Annotated in this window: 13 protein-coding genes; 6 read left to right on the top strand and 7 right to left on the bottom strand. The window is 67.1% G+C overall.

Going from position 1 to position 15,391, the window contains the following annotated elements; translation table 11 throughout:
* Nucleotides 1–8: 8 nt before the first annotated feature.
* The gene (locus Q9246_RS17965) at nt 9–1,403 is read right to left on the bottom strand and encodes an alpha/beta fold hydrolase (RefSeq protein ID WP_306392044.1); all 1,395 of its coding nucleotides are present in this window, start codon (nt 1,401–1,403) and stop codon (nt 9–11) included.
* Between the two features lie 124 nt (nt 1,404–1,527).
* Here Q9246_RS17965 and Q9246_RS17960 point away from each other — a divergent pair, with 124 nt between their 5' ends.
* The 4 genes from Q9246_RS17960 to Q9246_RS17945 all read left to right on the top strand — a co-directional run bounded on the left by Q9246_RS17960 (nt 1,528) and on the right by Q9246_RS17945 (nt 4,350).
* Nucleotides 1,528–2,295 (top strand): SDR family NAD(P)-dependent oxidoreductase, encoded by a 768-nt coding sequence (locus Q9246_RS17960; RefSeq protein ID WP_306392042.1) that lies wholly within the window; start codon nt 1,528–1,530, stop codon nt 2,293–2,295.
* A gap of 534 nt (nt 2,296–2,829) precedes the next feature.
* Nucleotides 2,830–3,135: a hypothetical protein gene (locus Q9246_RS17955; protein ID WP_306392040.1), complete on the top strand. Its 306-nt coding sequence runs from the start codon at nt 2,830–2,832 to the stop codon at nt 3,133–3,135.
* Between the two features lie 6 nt (nt 3,136–3,141).
* Complete coding sequence (locus Q9246_RS17950) at nt 3,142–3,636, top strand: VanZ family protein (protein WP_306392039.1); 495 nt, start codon at nt 3,142–3,144, stop codon at nt 3,634–3,636.
* Nucleotides 3,637–3,795: 159 nt separating this feature from the next.
* Entirely contained in the window at nt 3,796–4,350 is a 555-nt protein-coding gene (locus Q9246_RS17945) for a hypothetical protein (protein ID WP_306392038.1), read from the top strand.
* 66 nt (nt 4,351–4,416) lie between these two features.
* Here the strand turns inward: Q9246_RS17945 and Q9246_RS17940 are convergent, their stop codons facing one another.
* The 6 genes from Q9246_RS17940 to Q9246_RS17915 all read right to left on the bottom strand — a co-directional run bounded on the left by Q9246_RS17940 (nt 4,417) and on the right by Q9246_RS17915 (nt 11,962).
* Nucleotides 4,417–6,228, bottom strand: a complete 1,812-nt coding sequence (locus Q9246_RS17940; protein ID WP_306392036.1) for a glycoside hydrolase family 2 protein — start codon at nt 6,226–6,228, stop codon at nt 4,417–4,419.
* On the bottom strand, nt 6,215–7,315 hold the full coding sequence (gene galK / locus Q9246_RS17935) for a galactokinase (RefSeq protein WP_306392034.1): 1,101 nt from the start codon (nt 7,313–7,315) through the stop codon (nt 6,215–6,217). The genes Q9246_RS17940 and galK overlap by 14 nt, the downstream gene beginning before the upstream one ends.
* Entirely contained in the window at nt 7,312–8,415 is a 1,104-nt protein-coding gene (locus Q9246_RS17930; protein ID WP_306392032.1) for a M24 family metallopeptidase, read from the bottom strand. Before Q9246_RS17930 ends, galK begins: the two co-directional genes overlap by 4 nt.
* Nucleotides 8,412–9,506, bottom strand: coding sequence for a galactose-1-phosphate uridylyltransferase (galT, locus tag Q9246_RS17925; protein ID WP_306392031.1), 1,095 nt, complete (start codon nt 9,504–9,506; stop codon nt 8,412–8,414). Before galT ends, Q9246_RS17930 begins: the two co-directional genes overlap by 4 nt.
* Before the next feature lie 403 nt (nt 9,507–9,909).
* A complete protein-coding gene (locus Q9246_RS17920; RefSeq protein WP_306392030.1) occupies nt 9,910–11,460 on the bottom strand; it encodes a dipeptidase in 1,551 nt (516 codons plus the stop codon).
* Nucleotides 11,461–11,560: 100 nt separating this feature from the next.
* Entirely contained in the window at nt 11,561–11,962 is a 402-nt protein-coding gene (locus Q9246_RS17915) for a hypothetical protein (RefSeq protein ID WP_306392028.1), read from the bottom strand.
* Between the two features lie 374 nt (nt 11,963–12,336).
* On the opposite strand from Q9246_RS17915, the gene Q9246_RS17910 reads away from it, so the two are divergent.
* Nucleotides 12,337–13,362, top strand: coding sequence for an asparaginase (locus Q9246_RS17910; RefSeq protein ID WP_306392026.1), 1,026 nt, complete (start codon nt 12,337–12,339; stop codon nt 13,360–13,362).
* 332 nt (nt 13,363–13,694) lie between these two features.
* Nucleotides 13,695–15,260 carry a methyl-accepting chemotaxis protein gene (locus Q9246_RS17905; protein WP_422802394.1) on the top strand — a complete coding sequence of 522 codons (1,566 nt, stop codon included), beginning with the start codon at nt 13,695–13,697 and terminating at the stop codon, nt 15,258–15,260.
* Nucleotides 15,261–15,391: the final 131 nt, after the last annotated feature.

The raw sequence follows: 15,391 nt of genomic DNA, 5'->3' as shown, positions 1-15,391 counted from the left end.
TGGGTTCCTCACAGGGTGGGCTGGCCGTCGGCCAGCACGAACGGTGGCCGGCGGATCGCCGCCAGGCAGGCGCCATCCACGGCAGCCGGATCGGCATGCTCGAGGAAGGCGGCAATCAGGCGCGGCGCGCAGCCGGCGCCGCTGAAGGTGTGGCCGGCGCCGGCGGCCACCAGCACCCGGCTGTGGCGCAGGGTGCGCGCCGCCAGGTGGGCGTTTTCCGGCGGCGTGACCGGATCGAGGCCTCCCGCCAGCAGCAGGGCCGGCACGTCGGACGCCACGGCGCGGGTCAGCGCGGCGTCGAGCCGGGCAGCCGGCCAGACCGCGCACCAGTCGCGCCAGCCCTTGGCGTAGGCGTCGCCGAAACGGCTGCCGGCAGCATCCTGCCGCATGGCGGCGGCGTCGAGAAATGGCGCTTCTTCGGCGCACAGCACCGACAGGGTCTGGCCGAAGGTCATGGTTTCCAGGCTCCAGCCGGCAAGCGCATCGTACAGGCCAAGCAGGGGCTGCGGCCGGCCGTTGGCGGCGGCGTGGATGGCGAACGGCAGCACGCTGGCATGCTGGCCGCTGTACATGGCGCCGCGCAGCAGTTGCGGCACCGCTTCGCCATGGTGCGGGCCGAGGGCCGGCAGCGCCAGCACCGTGTCGAGCTCGCGCGCCAGGTTCGGGAAGGCCTTGGCGCAGCCACGATCGGCGGCGCAGTCGGCCAGCAGGCGCTCGAGCGCGGCCTGGGCGTGGCGCGACGACAGCAGGATGCGCGCGTTCGGCGGCGCCACCGAATCGAGCACCATGCTGCGCACGCTGGCGGGATGAAGGCGCGCATACACCAGCGCGGTGCGGGTGCCGTAGGAACCTCCCCACAGGCTCCACTGGCGGTAGCCGAGCGCGCGCCGCAGGTCTTCGAAGTCGGCCACGGCGGCTTCGGTATGGAAGTGGCGCGGGTCGGCGTCCAGCCCCGCCAGGCAGGCGCGCAGGCTGGCCTGGGCGGCCGCCGTATCGCCCTGGGCGATCGCCGCCTCGGGCATCGGGCAGCGCAGCGGGCTCGATTTGCCGGTGCCGCGCTGGTCGACCAGCAGGATGTCGCGCCGCTTGCGCGCCTCGCGGAAGGCGCTTCCCAGGAGCGGGCCGTAGTCCATGGCGGCCTGGCCCGGGCCGCCGGCCAGCACCAGCAGGGGGTCGGGCGCGGCTGGCTTCGCCGTGGCCTTGATGCGGGCGTAATGCAGGGTGATGCGGCGGCCGGCCGGGTTGGCGCGGTCTTCCGGCACCTCCAGCGCGCCGCATTCGACCCGTTCGGCAACGTAAGGCAGGTGGCAGGGTTCCAGGGTAGTGGTCGCGGCGGCCAGGCTCGCATACATCAGGGTCGCCAGGAACAGGGTCCAGGCCAGGGCAAGGTTCTTCCGGATCATCGTTATTCTCGTTGGGATGGTGATGAACGGTGTAGTACCTGCCCGAAGGAAAAACTTACAGCGGAACCCAAAAGATTCTCGGTGGGTAGAATGGCGGTCCTTGTACATCAACGAAAGTCCCGCCATGAAACTCACCCAGAAGATTGCCATCGTCACCGGCGCCAGCCAGGGCATCGGCCTGGCCTGCGCCCAGCGCCTGGTGCGCGAAGGCGCGCGCGTGATGCTGGTCGACCTCAAGCCCGAGGGCGAGCAGGCCGCCGCCAGCCTGGGCGAAGCCGCCTGCTTCTTCCGCGCCGACGTCGGCGTCAAGCGCGAGGTCGAGGCGATGATGGCCGCCACGCTGGACGCCTTCGGGCGCGTCGACATCCTGGTCAACAATGCGGGCGTGACCCACGCGGCCGATTTCCTCGACCTCGAAGAAGACGACTTCGACCGCGTGCTGCGCATCAACCTGAAATCGATGTTCCTGTGCAGCCAGGCGGTGGCGCGCGACATGGTCAGGCGCGGCGCAGGCGGCTGCATCATCAATATGTCGAGCGTCAATGCCGAGCTGACGATCCCGAACCAGGTGCCCTATGTGGTGTCGAAGGGCGGCGTCAACCAGCTGACCCGGGTAGCGTCGATCGCCCTGGCCCAGCACGGGATCCGCGTCAATGCGATCGGCCCCGGCACGATCCTGACCGAGCTGGCGAAGCAGGCCGTGCTGGGCAGCCCGGAAGCGCGCCACACGATCCTGTCGCGCACGCCGCTGGGCCGCTGCGGCGAGCCCGAGGAAGTGGCGGCCATCGCCGCCTTCCTGGCCAGCGACGACGCCTCGTACATGACCGGCCAGACCCTGTACGCCGACGGCGGGCGCATGGCGCTGAACTACACGGTGCCGGTGCGCGAGTGAGGTCAAGGTGTTGTTTCGGGGGAGATATTACCTAAACGCATGTCTGGTATCCGAACTCGCAATTGGACACTTTTTCAGGCGCCCCCGATAATTACACCTGTCTCCACTATTCTCCTCCAAGAAAATAGTTTTAAGCCCGCGAAAGAGCGGGCTTTTTTTTTGCCTGACATACGTGATACGTATTACTACGTATGGCGGACGGACTCGTCAAACCTTTGCGTTGGGTCATTGTCCCGTCACAAAGACTGCCTATACTAAAAATCACCTGCCATACACGCAACCGATATGCCTGATGGCAGCAGGCGTGCGGCGCCCCGGGTGCTACACACCAACCGATTTCGCATCTCTTGGCCCGATCTTGGGTTGTGCCCGCTACTCGCGGGCATTTTTTTCTGTCCTGGCGCAACTTGCGAATAAAAATATTGTCACAGCGCTTGTAGCCGGCGTCGATTTGGCTATCATAAAGTTCGCGCTTCCGATTCGATCCTCCCTTCGGAAGAACACGTACAACGAAACGTCCAAGGAGCCCGTCCTATGAACCTACGTGTACCCGCAGCCAGCACTGCACCCGACACCTGCCGCCGTCATCATGCCGATGGCGACCTCGTACTCAGCGAACTCAATCCCCATGCCGTCGTCGACAGCCTGGATGACGACAGCACGCCGCTCAACCTGCTCACCTTCGGCAGCGTGCGCGAAGTCTGCCCCAAGTGCCAGCAAACCCACCTGAAACTGGTCCTGCGACAGGGAAGCGTGCGCATGGCCCACCTGTTCTGCGCCGATTGCCAGAGCTGCTTCGATGCCCACTACGCCGACGGTGAACCGGCGCTGACGATCTGAGCAAAAATGAGCGTGCGGGCAATTGGCCGCATGGCATGGTATGGTGGGCGTTTTACGCCGTCGCCGTCCACGCCCGTCCCGATGCCCGCCCTGTCGTCCCTGCTGCAGCCCTCGACCAACGTCCGCCGCGCCCTGCATGCCCTCGCCCTACTCGGGCTGGTGGCGATCCTGGTCGCCGGTTCGATCCCCGGTGCGCGCGCCGAGGTCGGCGCCTATGCGTCCGGTGTCGTGCTGCACGGCATGACCTATGCCTTCCTGGCCACCTTGTGGTTCCTGGGCGCGACCGGCACGCCGCTGCAGCGCGCGCTGAAGGCGATGCTGGCGGTCGCGCTGATGGGCGCCGTGGACGAATGGGTGCAGGGTTTCTTCCCCTACCGCTCGGGCGACGTGCGCGACTGGCTGGTCGACGTCACGGCCGCCACCCTCGCCTCCAGCCTGCTGGCGGTGCTGGACACGCTTGCGCCTGCGCCGCAGTCGGCAAGGTCGGCGCATCCACGTTGACCATCATCTCCCGTCCGGGTTCCGCAAAGAACCCTCTCGCTTGATCCAACCCGCCTTCAAAGGAAGTCAGCTGGAACGCTGACGCGCTTCCCCGCTCTTATCCTCGTGGCGCGCGGCATCGTCACATCCCCACTAAACATCCAATACGAGGAGTTGATCATGAAGCAATCACACCAGAGCGTGGCCATGGCGGGCCTGCTGGCGGTCGCGCTCGCCATATCCGGGTGCGCCGCCATGCGCGGCGACAAGTCGAGCGGATCCAGCGGCACGAGCGGCACGAGCGGCAGCACGGGCACGAGCGACTACGGCGCCAGCGGCAGCTCCGGCACCTCGGGCGCGACCGGTTCGGTCCCCGAGAGCATCCAGGACAACAGCGGCAGCGCGGGCAGCTCCGGCGCCTCCGGCAGCAGCGGTTCCGGCACCTCCAGCATGCAGGACGACCGTGGCGGCACCGCCTCGACCGCCGGCGCAGCCGCGGCGCCCAACAGCACCGTGCTGGCGATCGAGATCCTGCCGGCCGCGATCGGCATCACCGAGGGCGATGCCTCGATGGGCGCGAGCGGGGCAGCCGGCGCCACGGGCAGCTCCGGCCAGTCCTACCGCGTCACGGTGCGCATGGACGACGGCAGCACGCAAGTCGTCACCCACAACAGCACCCCCGACTTCCGCAGTGGCGACCGCATCAACGTGACGGGCGGCGCCATCCAGCGCTAACGGGATCGCGCTGCGCCGCCGGGATTTCGCTGCCAGCTGCGCCGCCGGGTGGACAGCAAGCCGGGCTCAGGGCGTGCCCGGGTCCTTGCCTTCCTCCACCTCGCGGTGAAACATCGGGATGTTGCGCGTCGCATTGCTGATGACTTCCAGCGGCAGCTTCGGCGTCCGGTCGGCGTTCAGCAAACCATTGGCCTCCTGGAAGGTGTCGGTGAATTGCGTATAGCAAAAGCCGCTGAACATGAAGGTTTCATTGACGACCTGCAGCAGGCGCCGGTACTGCTTGAGGTAGCTCTCGGCCGTATGGGCGCGGCTATAGCCCCAGGTAGTCTCGTCCGGGTTCGGCGTCTGCTTCGGATCGTAGGCGATGCCGCCGAATTCCGTGAGCACGATCGGCTGGCCGCGATGCGGGAAGCCATCGAGCGTCAGGATGCGCCCGCCGGGACGCCGCTGGTCGAACAGGGTGCGCACCGGGTCGGTGACGGCGTAGCGCGCCAGGATTTTTTCCGGGTCGCTGTCGTAGTCGTGGATGCCCAGGATGTCGGTGGCCGACGCCTCCCAGCCATCGTTGCCGATCACCGGCCGCGTCGAGTCGAGCGTGCGGGTCAGGTGGTACAGCGCTTCCACCGCATTGCGGTGGGCCTGGGTCAGGGTCAGGTTGGGCACGCCCCACGACTCATTGAAGGCCACCCACACGATGATGCAGGGGTGGCTGTAGTCGCGTTCGATCGCCTCGGTCCATTCCTTGACCATGCGCGTGATCGCGCGCGGGCTGAAGCGGTAGGCCGAAGGCATTTCTTCCCATACCAGCAGGCCCAGCCGGTCGGCCCAGTACAGGAAGCGCGGATCCTCGATCTTCTGGTGCTTGCGCACGCCATTGAAGCCCATCAATTTGACCAGTTCGACGTCGCGCTTCAGGTGCTGGTCGGATGGCGCCGTCATGAACGATTCCGGCCAATAGCCCTGGTCGAGCACCAGGCGCAGCTGGTAGGGACGGCCATTGAGCATGAAGCGGTCGCGGTTGATCGATACCGAGCGCAGCGCCGTGTACGAGCGGATACGATCGAGCACCACGTCGCCGCAGCGCAGGGTCACTTCGGCATCGAGCAGGGTCGGCCGCTCGGGGCTCCACAGGATCTCGTTGCGCGAGTCGTCGATGCCGGGGTCGGATAGCGCGATCTTGCGGTTCGCTTCGCCCGCCAGCAGCTTGTAGTAATCGTCCGCCAGCAACTGGTCGCCATGCCAGATCTTGACCTCGACAAACAGTTCCTGCTGGATATCGCCGGCGGCGAACACTTCGCAGCCGATCTCGTAGGTCTCGAACACCGGGGTCCAGCGCAGCTTCTGGATATACGTTGGCGCCACCTGTTCGACCCACACGGTCTGCCAGATGCCGGTGGTGCGCGGATACCAGATCGAGTGCGCATCGAGCAGCCAGTCCTGCTTGCCGCGCGGCTTGGCCAGGTCGGCCGGATCGTCCTCGACCCACACCGTCACGGTCTGCTTGCCGTCGGCGCTCATGGCGCAGGTGATGTCGGCCGCGAACGGCGTATGGCCGCCCTCGTGCTCGGCCACCAGCTGGCCGTTGACCCAGACCTTCGCGCTATAGTCGACCGCGCCGAAGTGCAGGATCGTGCGCCCGTCGTTGGGCTGCATGTCGAACTCGCGCTGGTACCAGACCACGCGGTGGAAGCCCGTGTCCTGGATGCCGCTCATTTCGGTCTCGGGGGCGAACGGCACGGTGATCTCGTGCGTCCATTCCTTGACGTCGGACGGCATGAAATAACGGCCCTCGTCGTCGAAGCAGAAGCGCCACTTGCCGTTCAGGTTCAGCCACTGGTCGCGCACCAGCTGTGGACGGGGATATTCAAACTGGTTCATCGTCATCCTTTCTGTCAGTCGGTACCGGCACCAGGATCCGGCCTTGGCGTCCATCTTTGTTATACGCCGCCAGCGCGCTGGCGGCCGCTTGCTGCGCCTGGCCCTTGCGGCACAGCGCGACGCAGGCGCCGCCGAAGCCGGCGCCGGTCAGGCGCGCCCCCAGCACGCCGGGGGCCGCGCGCAAGGCCTCGCACAGGGCGTCCAGCTCGGGGATCGAGACCTCGTAGTCGTCGCGCAGGCTGAAGTGCGAGGCGTTCATCAATTCGCCGAAGCGCCCGGCGCTGACGCCCTCGGCGGCTTCGAGCACCCGCAGGTTCTCCTGCACCACGTGGCGCGCACGTTCGCGCAGCGGCGATGGCAGGCTCTCCACGGAAGCAGGATCGGCCACGTCGCGCAGCGCCTGCACGCCGAGCTTGCGCGCGCCCTCCTCGCATTCGGCGCGCCGCTCGTTGTACTTGCTGGCGGCGAGCTTGCGCGCCACGCCCGAGTCGACCACGATCAGTTCAGTATCCGGCGGCAGCGGCACCAGGCGATGTTCCAGCGTGCGGGCGTCGATGAACAGCATATTGCGCTCGTCGGCCAGGCTGGACGCCATCTGGTCCATGATTCCGCAATTCACCCGCGCGTATTCGATCTCGGCGCGCTGGGCGATCTGCGCCAGCTTGACGTCGTCGAGATCGAAACCCAGCAGCGCGCGCATGGCGCGCAGGGTCGCCACCTCGAGCGCGGCCGACGACGACAGGCCCGAGCCCACCGGCAGGTCGGTCTCGACATACACGCGCAGCGGCGGCACCTCGATGCCCTCCGCCTGCACCAGCCGGATGCAGCCCTCGATATAGCTGCCGAAGCCCTGCGGCGCGCTGCCATCCTTCGCGAAGGTGACGGTCGCGTCGAGGTTCGGCGAATAGAAATGGAAATGGTCGTCGCCGCTGCGGCTGAGCGCCACCATGGTGCGCTGGGGCGTGGCCACCGGCAGCATGAAGCCGTCGTTGTAGTCGGTGTGCTCGCCCAGCAGGTTGACCCGGCCCGGGGCCGAGGCGTTCACTTCGGGCGCGCCGCCAAAGAAGGTGTCGGTGTTCACGGTCATGCCTGCGCCTCCAGCCAGAGCGGCCGCTTGCGGCCATGGACGTCGAGCGCCGGCCAGCCGGGGTCGCACGTCAGGTTCTCGAGCCCCTGCGGGCCGAGCAAAAAGGTGTCTTCGATCTTCATGCCGCCATAACTCGGGTTGAAGGCGAAGGCCATGCCTTCCTCGAGCTGGGTCGCGGTGCTGGCGGTGGCCACGATCTCGCGCGCCAGGTAGCCGGTAATGCCGCCCTGGTGGTGCTCGCGGATCGCGCCCTCGACATCGGCGTGGTGGTAGGCCTGGGCCAGCGCGTGGTAGACGCTCGACAGCGACTTGCCCGGCTCGACGGCCGCCAGGCCCGTGGCCTCGACGTCCATCAGCGCGCGCTGGGCCTCGGGCGCCGAACCCGCGCCGCCGAAGCTGACGAAGCGCGTCAGGTTCGCATACAGCCCATGGCGGCGCGCGCAGAACACCAGCATCGCGCGCTCGCCCAGCGGCTCGTGCGATGGCGTCGCGTGGCGGTACAGGGGCAGGCGCCGCGCGCCGGCCGCCAGCACCAGGGCCGGATGGATGCCGCGCCGCCACAGGGCTTCGGCGCCGGCGCCGGCCAGTTGCTGCTCGGTCCAGTCGGGACGCGCGCGGTGCAGCACCTCGGTCATCGCCTCGGCCGCCTCGCGGCCCAGCAGGCGGTAGCGCGCCTGCTCGGCGTCGCCCAGCACCAGTTTTCTCTGGCGCAGCGCCAGCGGTAGCGGCCGTTCGTCGCCCACGGGACGGTCCGACAGCACCGCCCGGCCCTGGGCCGCGCCCGCGACGAAACGCTCGCGCAGTTCCGGCTCGGCCCACGGCTCGATATGGAAGGTGAAGCCGCCCGGGACTTCCTCGGCGCGCAGGCGCTCGCCCTCGATCTCGTCGGTCAGCACGCAGGCATCGTCCGCCGTGACGAGCACCTCGGCGATGCCGACGTCGGTCGTGTGCAGCACGGCGCTCGAGCCGCCCGCCGTGACCCAGGCGAACCAGTCGGTGCCGCGCAGGCGCAGCGCGCCGGCGCCCTCCTGGACCAGGGTGGCGCGCAGCAGCGCCAGCTTGTCGGCCACCTCCGTGGCCCGCATGTCCAGTCCCGTCATGCGCCCTCCTCCAGGCTGACCTCGACCTGCTGCAATTCATAGGCCGTGGTCTCGGGCAGCACGTCCATCGCGAACATGCCGGCCGCCAGCTCGGTGCCGGCCAGGTATTTCAGGCGGTCGCGCGTGCGGTAAGGCGGATAGAACTGGGCGTGCAACTGGGTTTCGGGGTGCTCGGCGCCGTCGGTCGGGGCCTGGTACCAGGCCATCAGGTAGGGGAAAGGCCGGTTCCACAGGGTCTCGTACTTGAGCAGCACGGTCTTGAGCGCGCGCGCCAGGCTTTCGCGCTGGGGCGGCGTGAGCGCGGCGAAGTCCTTGCATGGCCCGCTCGGCATCACCCATACCTCGTAGGGATAGCGCGCGCAGGCCGGCACGAAGGCGATCGCGTACTCGTCCTGGTACAGCACGCGCCGGCCGTCGGCGGCCTCGTCGCGCGCCATGTCGCACAGCAGGCTCGAGCCGTGCTGCAGATAGTATTCGCGCTCTTGCGCCAGCATGCGCGCCGGCACCGACGGCACGAACGGGTAGGAATAGATCTGGCCGTGAGGATGGTGCAGGGTCACGCCGACCTCGGCGCCGCGGTTCTCGAACGGCAGCACGTAGTGGATGTGCTGGTGGCTGCCGATCCGTGTGGTGCGGTCGCCCCAGACCTGCAGCAGCAGTTCGATGCGCGACAGCGGCAGGTGGGCCAGCGCCGCGTTCGGGTCTTGCGTGAACACTACTACCTCGCAATGGCCGTTGGCCGGCGCGGTCGGCACCGTCACGGTAGGCGGATCGTGCGACTCCAGCGCCAGCGACGGGAAGCGGTTGTCGAACACGGCGATCTCGTAGTCGCCGGCCGGCATCTCGGTCGGATGTTCCTGGTCGACGGTCGGCGCCAGCGGGTTGTATTGCGGCGGCGGCTGGTAGGTGCGGTTCTGGCGGAAGGCGGCGTAGGTCACCCATTCGCCGCGCAGCGAATGCCAGCGCAGGTGCGGATTCGCATGCTGCGGATCCGGGAACGGGCTCGGCGCGACGATGCCATCGGGAATCAGCCCGTTGCTGTACAGGGTGAGGTTGCGTCCGTCCGGTTTCTTCAGGTCTTTGCTATGCATGGCAACAGTTCAGGTTCGGTCACGTCGGGCGCGAACGCGCACGCCGGATGACGACGCATCGGCGCGCTCGCTGCGCTAAAAGCCGATCCTAGCATGCTGTTTTCGCCACACTTTCTACCTAGAACTTGCTCATTTTCCGGGTATCAATACTGCGCTGTCACAGGGGCGAGACAGCCCTCGGCCTAAGACGTGGATTCACAAGGGGGAGCGCCTGGGCAGGCGCTGACTATCATGACTATTGTAGGCTCGCACCTACACCATGATTAGAAATATTTACACGTTTTGGCAAGCAAAACACCTAGGCGCCTGACGTAGGCAAGAGCGGTGTTTCAACTTCATGGAAGAGGGAGATATCGGGTCGGTTGGCGGAGATGCCGCCAACCGACTGCGGCAGTGCGCGAGTTTATTTGGCCAAGTCGACCAGTACCGCCGTGTACATCTGCAGGTTGAGCAGCAGCTGTTTGGTGGTGATGAACTCGTGTTCCGAATGGCCGGTGTACTTCTGGCCCGGCATCGACGGACCGAAGCTGACCGCGTTCGGGAACAGGCGCGAATTGGTGCCGCCGCCGATCGCCACCGGTTTCGCATCCTTCATGCCGGTGAAATAGGAGAAGGTCGACAGCAGCGTCGGCACCTGCGGCGCAGTCTCGAGGATCCACGGGTCGCGCACACCCACCTTGACGTTCGCCAGCGGCACCCGGCGCGCCTGCCAGTCGTCCAGGGCCGCCTGGATCTCGGACGTCAGCTGCTCGGTGGTCTTGCCGCGCGGGCGACGCACATTGATTGCCACCTCGATGCCGTCGTCCAGCTGGCGGATCACGGTCGGCTTGAAGGTCATCGGCCCCATGAACTCGTCGCGGTAGGCGATCTTGCCGAACTTCTCGCCGCGATAGCCGGTGCCGACCAGGTCGTTCAGGTAGTTCACCACGCCGCCGGCGACCGTGTTCGGCCAGTCGTGCACCGCCAGCGCGTCGGCCAGCATGCTGACCGCGTTGACTCCCTCCTGCGGCTTGGACGAGTGGGCCGACAGTCCCTTCGCCACCACCTTCAGGTTCGCGCCCTGGCGCTCGAAGGTATAGCGCATGCCGTCCTGCTCCGCGGCGCGCGCCCGCACCTGCCGTTCGATCCCGGGCGAGGCGTTGACTACCAGCGCCTCAGCATCCTCGGGGATCTGGGTGTTGAACGAACCGCCCCTGAATTCGGCGACGTAGGCGGCGCCAGGCGCGGGCACGACGGCGCCGGCCTTCGGGATCGTCACGGCGACCGTGCCGCCGCCCTTCTCCGCCGTCACCACCGGATACTCGGCGTCGAGCGTGATGCTCATCTGCGGCGGCACGTGGGTCTTGAGGAATTCGGTCAGGGGGCCCCAGTCCGATTCCTCGCCCATGTACACGTACAGCTCGATGCGCTTGGCGAGCGAAATCTGGCGGTCGCGGATGCTCTTCATCGCATACAGCGCGGTGGCGATCGGTCCCTTGTCGTCCTCGGCGCCGCGCGCGATCAGCTTGCCCGGCTCGCTGGTGCGGTCCAGCACGAACGGCGACTTCTTCCATTTGCTCGGGTCGACCGGCTGCACGTCGCCGTGGGTCACGATGCCGACCCGCTCGCTGCCCTTGCCCAGGCCGACGATCACGGTCCAGCCATGGTCGGCATAGTCCAGGCCGAGGCGCTCGGCTTCTTCCTTGAGGGCAGCCTTGAAGGCGATGTGGATCGGGTTGCGGTCGGACGGGTAGCGCGCATCGACCACGGTATTGAAGCTCACCAGCCGGGCCAGGGTGTCGACCACGTCGTTGCGATAGGTCTCGACCGCATACTTGGCGGCGCCGATGGCGGCCGCACTGGGCGCCGTCGCCGTTGCGGCAAGTGGGCTGGTGGAAGGTGCGTCGGCCTGCGGCGCGGCGAATGCGGCGGTCGATGCCAGCAGCAGGCTGGCAAGCAAGGCGTTCTTGTACATGTGGTGCCAGTCTCCAGGATTGCAAAAGCGCAAGGAGTCTAGCACAGCCATGTGGGCGGGCGATCGCCGGCTCCCGGGCCGGCGCATCGGATCATGCGGATCAGCGCTGCGCAGTCGCGGCCACTGCGCGATTCCCGCCATCGCGCACGAAGACGGTGTCCGGAATCCTGTCGCCCTGGAAGCGCAGGCTCAGGTCCTTGCCGACCGCGACGAAGCGCTTCTTGCCGACGTGGATCAGTTCGACCTGGCCGTCGCCCAGGTCGGCATACAGGGTGCGCTTGCGGCCATCGAGCTTGCCGCTGACCTGCAGGACACGGCCGTCCTCGAGCGCGTATTCGCCCTGCACGCGGTCGTAGGCGAAGGCCGGCATCGGCACCTGTTGATGGGAGCTGCGGACTTCGACGACGGGCTTGGCGGCGCCTTGCGGGGCGGCCACGGCGGACAGCGAGAAGACGGCGGTGGCGGCGGTGGCGGCGAGCAGGGCGATGTGTTTGATGCGCATGATGTCTTTCCTTTCAGGTCGGGTGCGAGGGAAGAACCTGGGCGGCAAGCGCTCTGTCGCTTGTGAAGAGGCCGCGCGGTCCACGTGTTGCATATTCGCCAGGGTTGCTGTTTTGTCTGGCGATGAACCCAGTCTAGCGAGACGCCGGATGCATTCAAGCGGCGATGGGACGAAGCGCGGAAACGCGCGACGAAATGCTGAAAACGCGAAGTGAACGGGAGGTGCATATGCGTGTGTTTCGGACCTGTCTGCACGCCGTCTGCATGCCACTTTTCGCGAGCCCGGATTTCAAAGCAGGCCTTGTTTCAACAGTGTGTCTGCATCGCGTGCAGATGCCGTACAGTAGCGCCATCGATAACGAATGAGGCCATCCCATGCATGCGATTCCGCTGGTCGCGACCACGCGCGGCTACCTTGATTCCGACTACACGATCGAGAATGTCCACTGGGGGTCGGTGGCGGTGGTCGACACCCGCGGTACGCTGTTGTGGTCGGCCGGCGATCCCAACTATCCGACCTTCACGCGCTCGGCCCTGAAGCCCTTCCAGGCCCTGCCCTTCATCCTGGCCGACGGCCCCGCGCGCTTCGGGCTCACGCAGGCCGAAGTCGCGCTGCTGTGCGCCAGCCATTCGGGCGAGACGATCCACCTCGACGGCGTGCGCGCCATCCTCGACAAGATCGGGCTCGCGCCGGGCGATCTCGAATGCGGCTGCGCGACGCCGCTGCATTACGAATTCACCGGCGAGAAGCCGCCGCAGGATGCCAGCTGGACGCCGCTGCACCACAACTGTTCGGGCAAGCACGGCGGCTTCCTGGCCTGGTGCCGCCTGCACGACGTGCCGCATGCGGGCTACGTCGAACGCGGCCACCCGCTGCAGCAGGCGATCCGCACCACCCTGGCCGCCACGGCCGGCCTGCCGCCAGATGCCATGCCGACCGGGCTCGACGGCTGCTCGGCGCCGAACTATGCGATGCCGCTGGCGTCGCTCGCGCACCTGTATGCGCGCCTGGCGCATGGCAGCGCCGATCCGCAGCTGGGCGGCGCGCTGGGCATCCTGGGCGAGGCCATGACGGCGCGCCCTGACATGGTGTCGGGCGAGGAGCGCACCGACCTGCACTGGATGACGGCCGGCGACGGCGACTGGGTGGCCAAGATCGGCGCCGACGCGGTGCAGGCGATCGGCGTGCGCTCGGCCGGGATCGGCATCGCGATCAAGATTGCAGACGGCAATAGCCGCGCGCTGCATCCGGCCGTGTATGCCGTGCTCGACCAGCTGGGCCTGCTGGACACGGCGCGCCGCAAGGCCCTGGAGCGTTACCGCCAGCCGGCGATCCGCAATGCGCGCGGCGCCGTGGCGGGCGATATCCGGCCGCTGTTCAAGCTGACAGGCCCGGGCTGAACCGCGTCAGCTGTAATGCCGTTAAGTTAGCGTAACAACCGTCGTTCCCGCGAAGGCGGGAACCTAATTCTGCGAGCGTTTCGACGACGTTAGCAGAACTTGGGTTCCCGCCTTCGCGAGAAGTCGTTACCTCCAGTGGAGGTAACGACGTGGTAGCTACTCTTAACTTAACGCCATTAGCGTCAGACTGGACTATTGCGTCTTTACAACACCTATCCTTTTTGGCATTTCATTTTAAGCTTGAAGCGTAAATACTTGCTGAGCGGAATTTTCCGTTTCTCTCGAATGTTGACATCGTGTTCAAAAATCTACGCATCGGTTCGCGCCTGACCATGGGCTTCGCCACGATCCTCATCCTGTCGCTGGCGGGCACCGCCACTGCCCTCTACACGACGCGCTCGAGCGCCGAATCCACCCGGCAGATGATGCAAAAGCCTCTAGCCAAGGAACGCCTGGTCGCCGACTGGTACGTGCTGGCGTATTCCGCCATCGCCCGCACCTCGCTGATCGCGCGCAGCACCGACGGCACCCTGTCGACGGTGTTCGCCAAGCCGATCAAGGACAGCGTCACCGATGCCTCGGCCGCGGTGAAGAAGGTGGAAGCCCTGCTCGACACGGAAGAGGAAAAGAAAACGCTGCAAGAGATCATGGGGCTGCGCAAGAAGTACCAGGACGCCAAGGAAGCCGTCATGAATGCGCGCACCGCCGGCGACGCCGAGGCCGCGGAACGCGCCTATGAACAGGTCTTCTCGCCGGCCGCGGCCGCCTATGGCGCCCGGATCCTGAACCTGCTGCACATCCAGCGCAAGTCCATCGACGATATCGCGGTCGAGATCGAAGCGGCGAACGCGCGCAGCACCCGCCTGGTGGTCCTGCTGACCGTGCTGGCGACGGCGCTCGGAGCGCTGGCCGCCGTGCTGATCACGCGCAGCATCACCCGCCCGCTGGACGCCGCCCTCGAGGTGGCGCAGACGGTCGCCTCGGGCGACCTCGGCAACAGCTTCGGCACCTATCCGAAAGACGAAGTGGGCGACCTGATGCGGGCACTGGCGACCATGAACGGCGCGCTGGCGCGGGTGGTGGCGCAGGTCCAGCAAGGCACCGGCGCCATCTCGACCGCCTCGAGCGAGATCGCGGCCGGCAACCTCGACCTGTCGAGCCGCACCGAGCAGCAGGCCAGCGCGCTGGAAGAAACGGCGGCCTCGATGGAAGAACTGACGGCCACCGTGCGCCAGAACGCCGACAACGCGGTGCAAGCCAATGGCCTGGCCCAGGCCGCGTCCGACGTGGCGGCGCGCGGCGGCGCCATCGTCGGCCAGGTGGTCGACACGATGGGGTCGATCGACGCCTCGGCGCGCAAGATCGTCGACATCATCGGCGTGATCGACGGCATCGCCTTCCAGACCAATATCCTGGCCCTGAATGCGGCGGTGGAAGCGGCGCGCGCGGGCGAGCAGGGCCGCGGCTTCGCGGTCGTGGCCAGCGAAGTGCGCAACCTGGCCCAGCGTTCGGCCAGCGCGGCCAAGGAAATCAAGGGCCTGATCGGCGACTCGATGACCCAGGTGAATGCCGGCACCGCCCTGGTGCAGCAGGCCGGCACCACCATGGACGACGTGGTGAGCAGCGTGGCGCGCGTGACCGACATGATGGCCGAGATCACCTCGGCCACCCAGGAGCAGCGCACCGGCATCCACCAGGTGAACGAGGCCATCACGCAGATGGACCAGGTGACGCAGCAGAATGCCGCGCTGGTCGAGGAAGCCGCCGCGGCCGCGGCCAGCATGCAGGAACAGGCGGCGCGCCTGGCCGCGGTGGCGGCCGAGTTCAGGCTGGGCGGCGCCGAAGGCATGTCGCAGCCGCGGCTGGCGGCGCGCAAGACGCCGGCGCTGGCGATGTAGCAGTAGCACCACCATTACCACCGCCACCGCAAACCGTCACCGCACCACCACGTCGTTCCCGCGAAGGCGGGAACCCAAGTTTGCCCGCGCAGCCACTCGCGGTCCTGTTCTTGGCAGCGCACAGGACTTGG

Source organism: Telluria beijingensis, from assembly GCF_030770395.1.
In the GTDB taxonomy this organism is placed as follows: Bacteria; Pseudomonadota; Gammaproteobacteria; order Burkholderiales; family Burkholderiaceae_D; genus Telluria; species Telluria beijingensis.
This window is presented reverse-complemented; position numbering and strand designations above follow the sequence as displayed.